The sequence below is a fragment of the Arthrobacter sp. UYP6 genome (assembly GCF_040547315.1).
Classification (GTDB): domain Bacteria; phylum Actinomycetota; class Actinomycetes; order Actinomycetales; family Micrococcaceae; genus Arthrobacter_B.
The window spans coordinates 1-16482 of the sequence record NZ_JBEPPM010000014.1; the positions used below are offsets into that span (position 1 = coordinate 1).

General features: G+C 66.2%; 15 protein-coding genes. 10 read left to right on the plus strand and 5 right to left on the minus strand.

The genetic code is table 11. From position 1 onward, the window contains the following. Window positions 1–313: 313 nt before the first annotated feature. A complete protein-coding gene (locus ABIB35_RS12495) occupies window positions 314–2839 on the minus strand; it encodes a DNA gyrase/topoisomerase IV subunit A (protein WP_354181852.1) in 2526 nt (841 codons plus the stop codon). 113 nt (window positions 2840–2952) lie between these two features. Here ABIB35_RS12495 and ABIB35_RS12500 point away from each other — a divergent pair, with 113 nt between their 5' ends. The 4 genes from ABIB35_RS12500 (at window position 2953) to ABIB35_RS12515 (ending at window position 8407) form a co-directional block, all read left to right on the plus strand. Beyond that, entirely contained in the window at window positions 2953–5649 is a 2697-nt protein-coding gene (locus tag ABIB35_RS12500; RefSeq protein WP_354181854.1) for a bifunctional acetate--CoA ligase family protein/GNAT family N-acetyltransferase, read from the plus strand. A 98-nt stretch (window positions 5650–5747) separates the two neighbouring features. Then, window positions 5748–6419, plus strand: coding sequence for a DUF5998 family protein (locus ABIB35_RS12505; RefSeq protein ID WP_354181855.1), 672 nt, complete (start codon window positions 5748–5750; stop codon window positions 6417–6419). A 6-nt stretch (window positions 6420–6425) separates the two neighbouring features. Next, complete coding sequence (locus ABIB35_RS12510; RefSeq protein WP_354181856.1) at window positions 6426–7649, plus strand: alkaline phosphatase family protein; 1224 nt, start codon at window positions 6426–6428, stop codon at window positions 7647–7649. 2 nt (window positions 7650–7651) lie between these two features. Continuing rightward, window positions 7652–8407, plus strand: coding sequence for a thymidine kinase (locus ABIB35_RS12515; protein ID WP_354181857.1), 756 nt, complete (start codon window positions 7652–7654; stop codon window positions 8405–8407). Between the two features lie 93 nt (window positions 8408–8500). On the opposite strand, the gene sepH is transcribed toward ABIB35_RS12515, so the two are convergent. Beyond that, entirely contained in the window at window positions 8501–9949 is a 1449-nt protein-coding gene (sepH, locus tag ABIB35_RS12520) for a septation protein SepH (protein WP_354181858.1), read from the minus strand. A 313-nt stretch (window positions 9950–10262) separates the two neighbouring features. Here sepH and ABIB35_RS12525 point away from each other — a divergent pair, with 313 nt between their 5' ends. After that, complete coding sequence (locus ABIB35_RS12525; RefSeq protein ID WP_354181859.1) at window positions 10263–10565, plus strand: DUF4193 domain-containing protein; 303 nt, start codon at window positions 10263–10265, stop codon at window positions 10563–10565. 17 nt (window positions 10566–10582) lie between these two features. On the opposite strand, the gene ABIB35_RS12530 is transcribed toward ABIB35_RS12525, so the two are convergent. Then, window positions 10583–11047: a DUF3093 domain-containing protein gene (locus ABIB35_RS12530; protein WP_354181860.1), complete on the minus strand. Its 465-nt coding sequence runs from the start codon at window positions 11045–11047 to the stop codon at window positions 10583–10585. A 228-nt stretch (window positions 11048–11275) separates the two neighbouring features. Here ABIB35_RS12530 and dut point away from each other — a divergent pair, with 228 nt between their 5' ends. Genes dut through ABIB35_RS12550 form a run of 4 tightly spaced genes read left to right on the plus strand, consistent with a single transcriptional unit; the run spans window position 11276 to window position 13598 of the window. Continuing rightward, window positions 11276–11725: a dUTP diphosphatase gene (dut, locus tag ABIB35_RS12535; protein ID WP_354182044.1), complete on the plus strand. Its 450-nt coding sequence runs from the start codon at window positions 11276–11278 to the stop codon at window positions 11723–11725. Window positions 11726–11784: 59 nt separating this feature from the next. Beyond that, window positions 11785–12519: a DUF3710 domain-containing protein gene (locus tag ABIB35_RS12540; RefSeq protein WP_354181861.1), complete on the plus strand. Its 735-nt coding sequence runs from the start codon at window positions 11785–11787 to the stop codon at window positions 12517–12519. Between the two features lie 51 nt (window positions 12520–12570). Then, window positions 12571–12879, plus strand: a complete 309-nt coding sequence (locus tag ABIB35_RS12545; RefSeq protein ID WP_354181862.1) for a hypothetical protein — start codon at window positions 12571–12573, stop codon at window positions 12877–12879. Beyond that, the gene (locus ABIB35_RS12550; protein WP_354181863.1) at window positions 12876–13598 is read left to right on the plus strand and encodes a DUF3159 domain-containing protein; all 723 of its coding nucleotides are present in this window, start codon (window positions 12876–12878) and stop codon (window positions 13596–13598) included. The genes ABIB35_RS12545 and ABIB35_RS12550 overlap by 4 nt, the downstream gene beginning before the upstream one ends. A gap of 42 nt (window positions 13599–13640) precedes the next feature. On the opposite strand, the gene ABIB35_RS12555 is transcribed toward ABIB35_RS12550, so the two are convergent. Next, window positions 13641–14306, minus strand: a complete 666-nt coding sequence (locus ABIB35_RS12555) for a potassium channel family protein (RefSeq protein ID WP_354181864.1) — start codon at window positions 14304–14306, stop codon at window positions 13641–13643. Continuing rightward, the gene (locus ABIB35_RS12560; protein ID WP_354181866.1) at window positions 14303–14977 is read right to left on the minus strand and encodes a potassium channel family protein; all 675 of its coding nucleotides are present in this window, start codon (window positions 14975–14977) and stop codon (window positions 14303–14305) included. The genes ABIB35_RS12555 and ABIB35_RS12560 overlap by 4 nt, the downstream gene beginning before the upstream one ends. Before the next feature lie 164 nt (window positions 14978–15141). Here ABIB35_RS12560 and ABIB35_RS12565 point away from each other — a divergent pair, with 164 nt between their 5' ends. Next, entirely contained in the window at window positions 15142–16452 is a 1311-nt protein-coding gene (locus tag ABIB35_RS12565) for a class I SAM-dependent RNA methyltransferase (RefSeq protein WP_354181868.1), read from the plus strand. The last annotated feature ends 30 nt before the right edge of the window (window positions 16453–16482 follow it).

Consider the following 16482-nt stretch of genomic DNA (forward strand, 5'->3'; position numbering starts at 1 on the left):
ACCCTGGGCATGGCGACCCCGGCTCAGAAACTTGCTGAGCTGCTGCAACCCGCAGCAGCCTGAACCCCGTGTTGCACTAACCGGTTGACGTAGCCACGGGCTAGGTCGCCAGACCTGCACACTCGATGTGCTGCGGGTGGAGGGGACCCGCCAGACCTGCACACCCGATGTGCTGCAGGTGCGAGGGGGTGCCATCCCGGCGAAAGACGGTGCAGGAAGAGACAGGAGGAAGGCCGGGCATCCGCAGACCGCCCGGCCTTTCTCCTGTCGCGGCGATCGCGGTGCATCGCGGGCCATCGCGGCGCCAGGCGGGCTAGCCGGCGGCGGGATCCTCGCCCGGCTCAACCGGTGTATTGCTTGGCCCCACTACGTCCACCTGGCTGGTCAGCGGAATGCCGGAGCCGTCCCGCCGCCCATGCTCGGTGGGCAGCGCCCGGGCTACGCCGTTGGCGGCCGCGGCCTTCGCCGGACCGTGCCCGGCCCAGGCCACCGCCAGCGCGTCCTCGCCCTTCAGGAAGCGGTGTGCGCGCACGCCGCCGGTGGCTCGGCCCTTGACCGGATATTCGGAGAATTCGGTGACCTTCACCGATCCGCCGGGGGTTCCGGGCAGGGTCTCGCTGCCGGTGGACACGGTGACGACGACGGCGGCCGGATCGTTCTGCGCCACCACGCCGAAGAACAGCACGTGGTCCTCGGCGCCGAGCTTGATGCCGGCAACACCGCCGGCGGTGCGTCCCTGCGGACGGACCGCCGAGGCGCTGAAGCGCAGCAGCTGCGCCTGCTCGGTCACGAACACCAGCTCATCGGTGTCCTGCCGGGCAACACCCACACCCACCACTTCGTCCTTGGGCTTGAGCGTGATCGCTTCCCAGTCGTCCCGGTTCAGTGGATACTCCGGGTTGACCCGCTTCACAATGCCGTTCCGGGTACCCAGCGCAATGATCTCGTTTAGGGGCACCAAGCCGATCAGCTCCTCGCCCTTGGCCAGGGTCATGAAGTCCCTGACCGGAACCCCGCCCGCCATGTTGGGCAGTCCGGAGGTGGGCGGCAGGGCCGGCATGTCCAGCACCTGGACGCGGAGCATCCGGCCCGACGACGTTACCGCCCCGATCTCGCCGCGCGCCGTGGTTTTCACCACTGAACGGAACACATCGTGGCGCACCCGTTGACCGGCCTCAGTGAGCGGCTCCTGATTGGACGTCCGGGCCAGCTGGCCGGAGCTGGTGAGGATGACCCAGCACGGATCATCGGCGATCTCCAGCGGCAGGGCCGCCTTGGCGCCCTTGCCGGTCACGGCGGGGGCGGCGGCAACACCCTTCAGCGGCGACGCGGCCTCGGATTCCAGCAGCACCGTGCGCCGCGGGGTGGCGTACTTCGCGGCCACTTCGCCGAGTTCCTCACAGACCAGGGCACGCAGCCGCGGCTCCGAATCCAGGATGGCCTGCAGCTCCGCAATGGCCAGGAGCAGCTCCTCCTTTTCCTTTTCCAGCTCAATGCGCGAGTACTTGGTGAGCTGACGCAGCCGCAGTTCCAGGATGTGGTTGGCCTGAATCTCCGTCAGGTCATAGATGGCCATCAGCCGTTCGCGGGCCTGGGCCGTCTCATCGGAGGTGCGGATGACCTGGATGACCTCGTCAATGTCCACAATCGCTATGAGCAGACCCTCGACCAGGTGCAGCCGGTCCTGCTTCTTCCGCAGCCGGTAGGCGGTGCGCCGGCGGACGACGCCGAGACGGTGCGCCACATAGACCTGCAGCAGCTCCACCAGGCCCAGGGTCCGCGGCTGCCCGTCCACCAGGGTGACGTTGTTGATCCCGAAGGAATCTTCCATGGGTGTGTACCGGTAGAGCTGGGAAAGTACGGCGTTGGGATTGAAACCGTTCTTCAGCTCGATCACCAGCCGCAGTCCGTGGCTGCGGTCCGTCAGATCCACCACGTCCGAGATGCCCTGGAGCTTCTTGGAGGTGACAGCGTCCTTGATCTTCTCGATGACCTTTTCCGGACCCACCATGTACGGCAGCTCGGTGATGACCAGCCCGGTGCGGCGGGCGGTCAGCTGCTCCACCTCCACCTTGGCGCGGGTCTTGAAGGAACCTCGGCCGGACGCGTAGGCGTCGCGGATGCCGTCCAGCCCCACAATCCGGCCGCCGCTGGGCAGGTCCGGGCCGGGAATGAAACGCATCAGCTCATCCAGCGAGGCCTCCGGGTGGGCAATCAAATGCTGGGTGGCGGCAATGACCTCGCCGAGGTTGTGCGGAGCCATGTTGGTGGCCATGCCCACGGCAATGCCCGTGGCGCCGTTGACCAGCAGGTTGGGGAAGGCCGCCGGAAGCACCTCGGGCTGCATCAGCTGGTTGTCGTAGTTGGGGACAAAGTCCACCACGTCTTCATCCAGATGATCCGTCAGAGTCAGCGCCGGAGCGGCCAGGCGGGCCTCCGTGTACCGGGCGGCGGCGGGGCCGTCGTCGAGCGAGCCAAAGTTGCCGTGCCCGTCGATCAGCGGCAGGCGCAGCGCCCAGTCCTGGGCCATGCGGACCATCGCATCGTAGATGGCGGAGTCGCCGTGCGGATGGAGCTTGCCCATGACCTCGCCCACCACGCGGGCGGACTTCACATGGCCGCGGTCCGGCCGCAGACCCATGTCAGCCATCATGTACAGAATGCGCCGCTGCACGGGCTTGAGGCCGTCGCGGGCGTCGGGGAGGGCGCGGGAATAGATCACCGAGTACGCGTACTCGAGGAAGGAACCTTCCATCTCGGTGGTGACATCAATGTCGATGATGTTCTCGGCGATTTTCTCGCCGGGTGCGGTCTTGGAGACGGTTTGGCGCCGGGCCATGCTGTTGTCGGGTCCTTGCATTGGTAGGGGGTAAACGGGGATGCAGGGGGATCCGGCGCGGCGGCCGAAGCGTCCTGCAGACAGCGGAGAAAATTTCCCACTACTCTGAGTCTATGGCGGAGCAGGGACATTACCCCGAATATTGGGAAGCTGACGTGGTGTTGCGGGACGGTGGCACCGGGCATTTGAGACCTGTGACACCGGGGGACGCGCAGGCCCTGCAGGAGTTCCATATGCGCCAGTCCCAAACCTCCATTTACCTGCGCTTCTTCACCTACAAGGCCAAGCTCAGCAACAAGGAGCTGGCACGGTTCACCAATGTGGATTACCGGGACCGGGTGGCTTTCGTTATCACCATCGGCTCGGAAATTATCGGCATCGGCCGCTATGACCGTCTCGATGATCCCACCGAGGCCGAAGTCGCCTTCAACATCGCGGACGGGCACCAGGGCCGCGGGCTCGGCTCGATCCTGCTGGAACACCTCGCGGCCGCCGCCCGGGAAAACGGCATCCGCCGCTTCTCCGCCGAGGTGCTTCCCGAAAACCGCAAGATGATCGGCGTCTTCGCTGATGCCGGATATGAGGTGCGCCGGCACTTCGACGACGGCGTGATTGCCCTGGACTTCAACATTGACCCGACGGACAAATCCCGGGCGGTCATGGAAGCCCGCGAGCACCGCGCCGAGGCCCGCAGCGTGGCGGGCCTGCTCTCGACGTCGTCGGTCGCTGTGATCGGAGCCAGCCGTGAGTGGGGCACCGTGGGCTATCAGCTGCTGGAACACATCATTGAGGGCGGTTTCACCGGCTCCGTCTACGCGGTGAACCCGGAGGCGTTTGAATTGGCCGGATTGGTCTCCTACGCCCGGATCGGGGATGTGCCCGAACCCGTCCAGCTGGCCATCATCGCCGTCCCCTATGACCAGGTGCTGTCCGTCGCGGAGGAATGTGCCCGCGCGGGCGTCAAGGGCCTGCTGGTGGCCACCGCAGGATTCGCGGACGACGGCGAACGCGGCCTGGCGCGGCAGCGGCGGCTGGTGCGGCACGCCAGGGCCAACGGAATGCGCGTGGTGGGCCCGGCGTCGCTGGGCCTGATCAACACCCGCCCGGACGTTCGCCTGAATGCCTCCATGGCCCCGGCGATGCCGGTGCCCGGGGGACTGGGGCTGTTCAGCCAGTCCGCCGCCATCGGCGTGCTGCTCTACGCTGCGGCTCAACGGCGCAGCCTCGGCCTGTCCTCCACCATCTCGGCCGGAAACCGGGCCGATGTCTCCGGCAACGACGCCATGCAGTACTGGGAAGATGACACGGACACCCGCGTGGTAGGCATGTACCTGGAATCGGTGGGCAATCCCCGTAAGTTCTCCCGCATCGCCCGCCGGCTGGCCACGTCCAAGCCGGTGATCGTGGCCAAGTCCGATGTCACCGGTCTCCAGCTGCCCCCGGGCCACGCCGTGCGGACCACGCAGGCACCGGCCGGCGCGCTGGATGCCATGCTGCGGCAGTCCGGGGTCATCCGGGTGAACACCAACGAACAGCTGATGGATGTGGCCCAGATTGCCGTCAGCCAGCCGCTGCCGGCCGGACGTTCCCTCGCGGTCTTCAGTAACTCTGCGGCTCTGGGTCGCGTGGTGGCGGACGCCGCCCTCGGCCTGGACCTTGAAGTGGGAAGCCTGCAGACCGATCTGGCCCTGGATGCCGGAATGAGCGTGGCCCTGCCGCTGCTGAAGGCCACCGTCACCAAGGCCCTCGCCGACGACGCCGTGCATGCCGGCGTGGTGACGCTGCTGCCTTCGCCGGGGCTGACGATCGAGAAGATTGCGCAGTGCCTGCAGGACTGCGTGGCGGAGACCGGCAAGCCCGTTGTGGCCGCGTTCACCGGCATCATGGACCCAGGTGCGCACGTGGAGGGACTGCTGATTCCCGGAGGCAGGGAGGAGGACGGGCGGCAGTCAGGCCTGCCGTGTTTCTCCAGTCCGGGCGCAGCCGTCTCGGCGCTCGCCTCCCTGGTCCGGTACACCGAATGGGCCGCCCGCGACCACGGCCACTTTGTGGAACCGTCCGGGGTGGATCCGGACGGTGCGCAGGCCTATGTGGACAAGCTGCTGTCCGGGGTGACAGGGGACGGGCTGATGCGGCTGTCCTCGGCGGAAACCGCGCAGCTGCTGGGGTTCTACGGTGTGGCGCTGTTGCCGTCCGTGCCGTTCTCCACCGGGGAGGAAGCGGTGGAGGCTGCGGACGCCCTTGGCTGGCCGGTGGTCATTAAGACCATGGATGAGCATCTGCGCCACCGTCTGGACCTGGGCGGAGTGCGGCTGAACATTTCCACTCCCGAGGAGCTCCTGTCCAACATCGATCAGATGAAGCAGGCGCTGGAGCCCTACGGCAGCTTTGAGCTGGAAGTGCAGAGAATGGCTCCCTCCGGGCAGGGCTGCACCGTGCGGGCCATCGAAGATCCGCTGCTGGGACCCGTGCTGTCCTTCGGCCTGGCCGGAGACGCAGTGAACCTCCTGGATGACTGGGCGCACGGCATTCCGCCGCTGACTGATACGGACGTTGCGGACCTGGTGCGGGCGCCCCGCGCCTCCGGAAAGCTCTTCGGCTACCAGGGGCTGCCCAGGGCCAATGTCGCCGCCCTGGAGGACCTGATTTCCCGGCTGGCGCTGCTCAAGGACGAGCATCCCGAAATTGCCCTGCTGGAAATCAACCCGGTGCTGGTTTCCACCACCGGGGTGACGGTCCTGAGTGCCGATGTGCGCCTGGGCAACCCGCAGCAGCGCACCGACAGTGCACGCCGGGCCATGCGGGACTAACAGGGAGATACGGGACGGCCAGGGAGTTGCGTCACGAACTTCATGTGCGCCCGCGCGCCATTTAGGTGCTGAGGCGCTCTCTGGGGGAAACTGGAAGCATGTCGCCGTTACTTTCTTCTGAACGCCGCAGCCTGGACGCTTCCATGGAGCGGGCCGGTTTTTATCCCACTCTTCTGGCCGACGTGGTCCACGATGCCCTGGACGGCCGTGAACCGCTGTCCCACATCATCCATTTGGAAACGCATTTTGAGCGCACCGAGGTGCACCGCCACATCACCGTCCTGGTGTTGACCGAGGACATGCTGGTGATTACCCACGTGGATGACCAGCAGCTGGACGACGCCGGTGAGCAGATGATGGCGCAGGTTTCCACCGAGTCCGTGCCGGTGACGCAGATCCGTTCCGTGGTCCTGGGCTACATGTACGCCCAGCCGCAGGACTACAAGCCCTCGGACCAGGCCCGCGAGCTCACCTTGGCCATCGCCTGGTCCGGCGGCCAGCGGCTGGACATGGGCCCGGCGGGCTGCGCGGACCCGCAGTGCGACGCCGACCACGGCTACACCGGCAACATCGCCCAGGAGGACATTGTGCTCCGGGTCAGCGCCGAGGCCGACGGAGCCCAGGCCGTGCAGAACGCCAAGGACTTTGCCCGGGCACTGCGCAAGGTCAACACGGACACCGTTAATGTGCGTGCCCTGGATGGCGGGGACTCCCGCCAGCGTGCAGCCGGCATCGGCAGCCGGTTCAACCGCAGCCACCACCAGCGGTAAGGGGCCATGAAGTCTGAATCCGGAACAGGCTCCGCCTCCGGTGAATCACTGCCTCCCGCCCCCGGTTACGGACGCAGCAGCGTTGCCGATGTCCTGACCAGCTCCGCCGCCGTGCTTGGCGTGCCCGGCTTCGAGAACACCCTGAATCTGCCGGCAGCCAAACGCGTGTGCGTGGTCATGGTGGACGGTCTTGGCTGGTCCCTGCTCAAGCAGCGCGGTGGCCACGCCCCCTTCCTGCGCGGCTTCCTGCCCTCGGCGCGCGTTTTGACCGCGGCATTTCCAACGACGACGGCGGCCTCCCTCGCCTCCCTGGGCACCGGGCGCCCGCCCGGCGAACACGGCATGGTGGGCTATGACGTGCTGGACCCGGACCAGGACAAGGTCGTCAACCTGCTCGGCAACTGGGATCCGGGCGTGGACCCGGAGCGCTGGCAGCCCTGCCCCACGGTGCTGGAGCGTGCGGCCGAGCATGTTCCGGTCGCCTCGGTCAGTCTGCCCCGCTTCGCGGATTCCGCAATGACCCGTGCGGCCCTGCGCGGCGGCGAGTTCATCGGCGCCACCGGTGCGCATGCACGGGTGGCTGCCGCAGCCCAGGCCTTGGCCGGTTCGCCGCGGATGCTGATGTACCTGTACTGGAACGAGCTGGACAAGGCCGGACACAAACACGGCGCCCAGTCTCCCCAGTGGGGCTTCCAGCTCGAGGAGCTGGATAGCGCGCTCAAGCTGCTGGCTGCACGGTTGCCGGCGGACACGCTGCTGCTGCTCACCGCCGATCACGGCATGGTGGATGTTGCACCGGAGCACCGCTACGACTTTTCGGCAGACCCGTCCCTGGTGGCCGGCGTGCGGCACACGGCGGGCGAGCCGCGCATGGTCCACCTCTATCTGGAGCCGGGAGCGGATGAGTCGGACCGGGACGGATTGATGGCTGCCTGGCGCACCGCCTACGGCAACAAGATCTGGATCACCACGCGCCAGGAAGCCATTGACGCCGGGTATTTCGGCGACGTCGTGACCGGAGCAGTGTTGCCCCGCATCGGCGACGTGCTGGTGCTGGCCCGCGAGCCCATCGCACTGTACGACCTCCGGCGCATGAAATCCTCCTCCCTGGAAGTGGTGGGCCAGCACGGCTCCATGACCCGCGCGGAGCGGGAAGTTCCGCTGCTGCAGCTTGCTGCACCGGCGGCCAAGCGAAATCCCGGGGCACAGGCCGGCGGGAGAAAGAAGTAACCGTGGCCGAGCTCGTTTTCTTTTCCGGAACCATGGACTGCGGCAAATCCACGCTGGCCCTGCAGATGGACTACAACCACAGTGCCCGCGGCAGGGGCGGAATCCTCTTCAGCCGCAACGACCGGGCGGGGGAGTCCATGATTTCCTCCCGGCTGGGACTGCGCACCCCCGCAGTTGAAGTCACTGACAGCACGGATTTCTGGGACGAAGTGACTGACCGGCGGCGGGCGGGTTTCCCCGTGGACTACCTCATCTGCGACGAAGCTCAGTTTTACGCGGCCGAACAGGTGGAGCAGCTGGCCCGCGTGGTGGATGAGCTGTGCGTGGATGTCTTTGCCTTCGGCATCACCTCGGACTTCCGGACGCGTCTCTTCCCCGGTTCCCAGCGCCTGATTGAACTGGCTGACCGGACCGAAGTGCTTCAGGTCCGTGCCCTGTGCTGGTGCGGCCGCCGTGCCACCCACAACGCCCGGACCGTGGACGGTGTCATGGTGGTGGAAGGTGACCAGGTGGTGGTGGGCGATGTGGGCAAACATGCTCCAGCAGCTGGGCCGGCCGGGGCTGCGGCCGATGTCACGGAGGAACCGCTCTTTGCCGCTGAAGCAGTGAAAACCGCCCCCGTGGTGGGGTATGAAACCCTCTGCCGCCGGCACTATATGCGTCGGGTGACAGCCCACAAGGCGGAGTCAATTTCCGCCGTAGCCGCTGACTCTCCGGCGGATTTGAACGTCTGCGCCGTACATCCGCATCTTCCTTAGGCAGCTCAGGCTTCGGGGGCCTTGCCTGCCCGCGGACGGATGCAGAAGCAGCCAGGGAACCGGGTTGAACCGATTTGAGCCGGGTGTATCCCGCTAGTCGCCCTTGGTGCCGAAGACGATTTCATCCCAGCTGGGCACGGAGGAACGCTTGGGCTTGATCGGACGGCGGTCCGCGCCGTCCTCGTCCTTGGAGGCGTTGTCCGCGGACCCTGCGGCGTCAGTGCGGCTGGCGCCCGAGCCCATGCGGTCCCAGGGGAAATCAGTCCTGCCACCCTTGCGGCCGCCGGATTTGGCCTTGCTCCGGGATGCGTTTCCGGATCCGGTCTCAGTAGCAGCAGGAGCGGCATCGTCCTGCGCCGGGGCGGAACCCGCAGCGCTACCGGATGCTGCACTGGCTCCGTCTTTGTGTTCTGGCACCGCAGCCGTTGAACCGGTTGCCGGCCCGGCGGGTTTGTCCGCGGAGGGTGTGGTGCCGGAACCGTCAAGTGCGTCTCCGCGGCGGCGGAACGGGCGGGCCAGGACACTGATTTCCCGGGTATCCGGGTTTACGCCGTTGGGCAGGCGGAGCGAGTCGGGAGCGTCGGCGGAGCCGGAGGCCGGAGTGCTTGCCGGCGCCAGGGTCAGGTGCCCGGTGCGTGGGCGGGAGGAACCGGCGTCGTCCAGCTCGGTGTGGCCGTCCCGTGGATGCGCCGCCGGGATGCTGCCCTTGGCCAGCAGTGCTGCCAGGGCGTCGTCGCCGTCTTCATCGGCACCGAGGCGCTGCCCGCGGCGGGACCGCAGGACCTCCAGCAGGTTAGCGGTATCCTCATCGCCGTCATCAGCTGCACCGTCCGCATCCGGAGCGGCCACGGCTTCAAAGTCAAAGACCCGATCCGCAACAGCCGTGAGCCGGCGTGAGGGGACGGGGGAGTCAAGGGGTTCCAGTTCGCTGAGCAGCTGCGCCCAGCGGTTGGAATTGGAGACGCTCTTGCGCAGCGGGCTGAAGGTCCAGCGGGCAGGCGGTTCTTCTCCCACGGACACCTGGGCGTCATTGCCCAGATCAAAGCGCGCCACTACGTCCCAGGTGGAGTCGGGACGCCGCCAGGCATCCCACTCGACGCTGTCCGGATCAACACCGAAGGCCTTAAGGCGGTGACTGACCATGTCACCGAGATTGACGGGGCTATCTCCGAAAGTGCTGCGGTAGCCGTCATGTGTGGCGGCGAGCGGCGCGGCAACCTCCACGGCCTGCGCCTGGCGGGCCACGTAGTCGCGCTCTGCGCGGACCGGCCCCTCATAGCGGCGGATGTGGGCGAGGTCCAGACCGGAGATCTCAGCGACGTCCTCGGCGCTGGCACCGGAGCGGATCCGTGCCTGGATGTCACGGGGGGTCATGGCAGGGCCTTCCGGCCGTTCCGGAGCGGCAGTGGAACGGTGCACCGAGCGGGATACCGCCACTCGAAGCGCTTCATCCATGCGAAGCCGGAATGTCTCCCCGCCCTTGCCGCTGAGCAGCAGATGCTCGCCACCCTCATGGACACCCACGAGACGTAGATCCTGCATGAACCAATCCTCCACCCGATAGCAATTCCTTCTGGAAACAATGCCACCCGCAGCGGCGAAAGCCTACTGTTTGCAGGGGCGTGGCGCGGATCGGCGGCTTTCGGAAGCAAGTTTGTTGCCTTCCGGAGGCCGTGCGGCGGCTCAAGGGTGGATTTTTGCTTTCAAGAAGACAAAAATCTCCGGTTTACGGGCACAAAACGGAAACCCGTTGCGTTGATACCTCAGAGCCTTAGAAGCCTGCCGATCCCGGACCGGCAGGTGCGGCCCGGATGAACCTTCACAACAACTCGACCGGATGGTGAGAGTACTAATTATGGCGACTGACTATGATGCGCCGCGCAAGACAGAAGAGGACATCAGCGAGGAATCCCTGGAGGAACTGAAGACACGGCGCACTGCCACCACGCAGTCGGCGGTCGTGGATGAAGACGAGACCGAAGCCGCAGACAGTTTTGAGCTGCCCGGCGCGGATCTCTCCGGCGAGGAACTCCTGGTGCGGGTGCTTCCTCCGCAGGCGGACGAATTCACCTGTGCCTCCTGTTTCCTGGTTCGACACAGGTCACAGATAGCACTGGAAAAGGACGGGCTGGCCTACTGCACGGACTGCGAGGGCTGAGTGCTGGACCTCATCGGCTAGCTGTTCAGGGCGGCGACCAGTTCCTCGGGATGGCGGGTGGACGTGAGCCAGTACGGCGTGCGGTCGGCAGGATCAGTGATTTCGATCTTGACCACCGGTGAAATCCACCCGCGGATGCACATGTAGGACGTGGCATTCAGGCCCCGGCCGCGCTGGAACGTTGCGTCATCTCCGCGGTAACCCTGAACGCTTCCAACATAGGTCCGCTCGATTTCCGCCTTGCCCACCTGCAGGGTGTCCGCGGTGACCCGGATGGTCGGGGTGCTCAGGAGCAGCAGGACAGTCAGGACTACGGCCACGACGACGGCGGCAATTATTCCCGTTGCCATGCTGATGGGCACGAACACGAGGATGCTCGAGGCGGAGACGCCGAGGGCCATCACCCAAATCCAGAATGAGGGGAGAAGCCGCTCCGAATACAGAACGGTGCTGGCGGGAGTCTGCGCAGAGGGGGATGACATACCTTTAGCTTGGCATCTTTGGGCCAGCATTTCATCTTGGCGCCACCGCACCAGAATGCCGTCCCGCGGCGTACGGAGAAGCGTCAGGAAAACGCGCTAAAGTGAGGTGCGGTATTCCCGGGAAGCTTCCGGGGTAGCTGGAGAAGCGCGTACGCGGACCTGAACGGGACGTGCGCAGGAATCACACGAGGGAAGTCGGAGACACCGGTGCTTGAAGCAGGCCCCACCATGACCGTGCAGCTGAAAATGCTCGACGACGGGTTGGAACCGCCGTCGTACGCCCATCCGGGCGATGCCGGCGCTGACCTTCGCACCCGCATTGACTTTGTGCTGGAACCGGGGGAGCGGAAGCTCATTCCCACCGGGGTGGCCCTGGCCCTTCCCTTCGGCTACGCGGCTTTTATCCATCCCCGCTCCGGCCTGGCCACCAAACACGGCCTCACTGTGGTTAATGCTCCCGGCACCGTTGACGCCGGTTACCGGGGTGAGATCAGCGTCACGCTGCTCAACACCGATTCCTCCCGGTCCATCACCCTGAACCGGGGTGACCGGATTGCCCAGATGGTGATCCAGCGGGTGGAGACGGCTGCGTTTGACCTGGTTGATGAATTGTCCGATTCCGTCCGAGGCACCGGCGGGTTCGGTTCCACCGGCGGCTTTACTGCACTGCCTGCCTAGAGCGGCTGTCCGGGGGGCCAGCAGCGTGCGGCCTCCCTACAAGAGAGAGGAACCCGGCCATGGCATTTGGGCGACTGAAGAAGAACAAGCAGGACCAAGACAAGCAGGAACTTGGCGAGGACGTACAGGAGAACACCGACGGCGTTGACTCTTCAGCGTCCGGAGCCGGTGCCCGTGAGAGGGGCCCGCAGGCCGCCGGGCCGTGGGACGTGAGCGACAAGCCGTCCGAGGACGGCTATGTGGATCTGGGTGCGCTGCGTATCGCCGCAGCCCAGGGACTTCAGCTGCGCCTCGAAGTCGAAGAGAAGACTCAGCGCGTAGTTGCCGTAACCCTGGACCTGGACGGGTCCAGCCTGCAGCTGCAGGCTTTTGCGGCACCGCGCTCGGAAACCCTCTGGGACGACATCCGCAACCAGATCGGCAAGTCCGTGGGGTCCCAGGGCGGCACCGTGGATGAACTTGCTGGCGTTTTTGGCACCGAGCTGCTGGCCAAGGTCCCGGCCCAGGCGCAGGACGGCTCCAAGGGTTTCCGCGTGGCCCGGTTTGTGGGCGTGGATGGACCGCGCTGGTTCCTGCGCGGCGTGTTCGGCGGCCCCGCAGCGCTGGACCCGGAGGCTGCGAAGCCGCTGGAAGAAGTCTTCCGGAGCGTCGTCGTGGTCCGGGGCGAACAGCCGTTGCCGCCGCGGGACCTGCTGCAGCTGCGGCTGCCGCGTGACGCGTCACCGTTGCCCAAGCCTGCCGGCGCCCCGCTTACTCCCCCTGAGCGCGGTCCCGAAATCACCACCATCGGCTAATTGGTGGCCTCGAAGCAAGCTGTTCCGCAGGGAAACGGATCTCCGGTGCCTGTGAGCGCCCTTCCGATGCGCGGCCGGGTCTACAGCGGCGGCTACGTCGAGTCCATCACGGTGGTCCCGGCTACCGAGCCACCCCGGTTTACCGCCATGGTGGAGGACCTTGATGCGACGTATCGTGACCCCTCCTCCCGGCGGCCCCGCGCCCGCGTGCGCCTGATCTGGCTGGGACAGCGGCGCGTGCCGGGCGTCGACGCCGGAACCCGTCTGGTGTTCGAGGGTATGGTCAGCACGGTTGACGGCTACTCCACTATTTACAACCCCCGTTATGAAATCATCGGACGTCCGGAGAACGAGACATGAGTGAGCGAACCGGCAGCGAGCTGCCTGACCCCGAACGGGGCAACGGCGCCAGCGCAGAGCAGCCCACCTTCGGCGACGTGGCCGGAGCCTACGCGGCGCGGGCAGGCGTGGAGCGCGGGGATGACGGTCAGATTGATGTCCTGAAGTCCGTGGGCGGAGTGCGCGGACTGGCCGAAGCCATTGTTCCCGGCTTGCTCTTTACCCTGATCTTCACTCTGACGTCCGAGCTCTATCTGTCCCTGGGTGCCGCCGTGGTGTCGGCAGCGGCCTTTTCCGTGGCCAACCTGGTCCAGAAGCGGCCCCTGATGCAGTCCCTGACCGGGGTCATCGGCGTCGCTATCTGCGCCTTCGTTGCGTTGCGCAGCGGAAGCGGCACCGAGTTCTTCCTGCCCGGCTTCTACCTCAACGCCGCTTACATCCTGGTGTTTGCCGTGTCCATTGCGGTCCGTTGGCCGGTGGCCGGGCTGCTGTTCGGTTTCATCCGGGGCGAGAACCTGGAATGGCGCGCCAACCGGAAGCGGACCAGGGCCTACGCCCTGGCCACCTGGATCATCATTGCCGTTTTTGCCCTGCGCCTGGGAGTTCAGCTTCCGCTCTACCTGGCGGACAATGTGGGGGCGCTGGGCACCATGCGCCTGGCCATGGGTGTGCCCCTCTACGCACTGGGACTGTGGCTGGCATGGATGGTTTCCCGTCCGCTGCCGCAGCAATCCGCCTAGGAAAAACAGGAAAAAAAGAACGGGGCCGACCCGAAGAGAAGATCAGGTCCGCTCGGGAAGCAGAACCGCCCGCAGCTGGTCTTCGGCTGCAATGGTGCAGATAAAGAACAGCTCGTCACCGGGCTCAATGACGTCGTCGTTGCTGGGGGTGATGGGTGCGTCGTCGCGCAGGATGGCCGTGACGGTGGCATCCATGGGCCAGTCAATGGATCCGAGTGTCTTGCCGGTCAGCGGCGAATCGGACGGAACGGTGAACTCCACCATCGATGCGACGCCGGTCTGCAGGGTGAGCAGCCGAACCAGGTCGCCCACCTCCACGGCCTCTTCCACGAGGGCGGTCATCAGGCGCGGCGTATTCACCGCCACATCCACGCCCCAGGAATCATCGAACATCCAGTCGTTCTTGGGGTTGTTCACCCGGCCCACGGTCCGCGCCACGCCGAACTCGCTTTTGGCCAGCAGCGAGACCACCAGGTTGACCTTGTCATCGCCGGTGGCGGAGACCATGACATCGGCTTCCTCCAGCCGGGCGTCCTTGAGGGTGGTCAGCTCGCACGCGTCGCCGATCAGCCAGTGCGCGCCCAGCAGGCCGCTTCGTCCCACCACCTCCGGCTTCTCATCGATGAGAAGCACCTCATGGCCGTGGGACAGCAGTTCCTTGGCTATCGAAGACCCCACACTCCCGGCACCGGCAATAACAACTTTCACGGGGTCTCCTTGACGGGGGCAACCGAGAGGATTCGGCTGATTTCACTGGTGCGGTCCACATTCATCATGGCGTGCAGAACGTCGCCCTGCTGGTAGCTGGTGTCGGAGCGGGGGAGCACTCCCTCGCCAAAGCGGGTGACATAGGCGATGCGCACTGCCGCAGCCTGCTCAACCCCGCTCAGCGTCGTACCCAGCCAGCCCTCATGCAGGGACAGCTCGCCCAGGATCAGCCGGCCGGAGGACTCACGGAAATCTCCGTTGATGCTCTGTTCCGGCAGGATGCGCCGGAGCACCTGGTCAGCGCTCCACCGGACGGCCGCCACAGTGGGGATGCCCAGACGCTGATAGATTTCCGCGCGCCCGGGGTCATAGATCCGTGCCACCACGTGCGGAACGTGGAACGTCTCGCGGGCTACACGGGTGGCAAGGATGTTGGAATTATCACCTGAGGAAACGGCCGCGAAAGCGTAGGCCTCTTCAATCCCGGCCTCTTTCAGGGTCACGCGGTCAAAGCCGACACCGGTAACTTTCCGGCCCGTGAAGGTGTGCCGCAGACGTCGAAAGGCCCTCTCATCCTGGTCGATGACGGCCACTGTGTGCCCGGCATTGTCCAGAGTGTGGGCGAGGGACACACCAACGCGTCCGCACCCCATGATGACGTAATGGGCCACCTGCTACCTCGGTTCCTGATGATCGACTTCGAAAAAACCCAAACCGCCAGCATAGACCCGCCAGCGCGGGCCCGCGGGCCAGGCGTGCGGGACCGGCGAATATGCACCAGGGCCGGGGCATGATGTGATGGTCTTTTAGGCTCCATCAGGAAGTATCCGGCACTATGACGACCGACACCACCACATCCGAGATTGAACTGACCATCGGCGCACCCGCGCACGGCGGCCACTTTGTGGCCCGCCACGAAGGGCGCGTGGTCTTTGTCCGGCATGCCCTGCCGGGCGAACGTGTCCGTGCCCGCCTGACGGAAGCGGGCGACGGCGCCAAGTTCTGGCGTGCCGACGTCACCGAAGTGCTGGAAGCGGCTCCGGGGCGGGTGGAACACTTCTGGCCCGAAGCAGATGCGCTGCGTGCGGCCTCCCGCGGCCGGCTGCCGGTGGGCGGAGCCGAGTTTGGCCACATTGAGCTCTCCGTCCAGCGCGAGCTCAAGGCCCAGATTTTTGCCGAGCAGCTGAGCCGGCTGGCTAAGGAAGACCGAACCGTGACGGTGGAACCGGCCCTGGATGAGCGTGAGGACGGCCTGCACTGGCGTACCCGGGCCAGCTTCTCGGTAGCTCCGGGCGGCAGACTGGCAATGCACGCGCACCGCTCCGACGAGCTGATTCCGGTCCAGCGCATGCCGCTGGCCGTGGACGCCGTTAATGCCCTGCAGCTGTGGGACGTTGACTTCAGCGGCGTCTCCCGGGTTGAAGTTGCCGTTCCCTCCTCCGATGCACCTCTGGTGCTGCTGATCCCGGCCGACGGTGCGCATCCCAAGGCCCTGGGCCGGATCGCCTCCGCCCTTCCCGAGGGAACCTCCATTGCCTCCTGGGAGCCCGAAACCGCCACCCTGAACCGGCTCCGCGGACGCACCTGGGTCTCCGAGAGCGTCCTGGGACACGACTACCGCGTCACCGGCGCCGGTTTCTGGCAGATCCACCGCAGTGCACCGCAGACCCTGGCCGGAGCGGTTCTGGACGGACTCCGGCTCCAGCCGGGGGAACAGGTTGCCGACCTGTACGCCGGAGCCGGCCTGTTCACCGCGCCGCTGGCCGACGCCGTCGGCGAAACAGGGCGCGTGCTGTCCGTGGAGGGTTCCCCCGGGGCCAGCCGCGACGCGCGCAAAAACCTCTTCGCCGCACCGCAGGTGGAAATCCTGCAGGGGCGCGTGGATAAGTCGCTGGCCGCCTACGAGGGCCGGCTCGACGTCGTGCTCCTGGATCCGCCGCGCGTGGGTGCCGGTAAAGACGTAGCAGCCCGGATCGACGCCGCAGCCCCCCGCGCCGTCGGCTATGTTTCCTGCGACCCGGCGTCGTTTGCCCGCGACCTGGGCTACTTCAAGGACCTGGGCTGGCAGCTGAACTCGCTGCGGGTCTTCGACCTGTATCCGCACACGCACCACATGGAGTCCTTCGCGGTACTGACCCGCCCGTAGCGGGGTCAACCTGCTGCAGGGGAGCGGCAC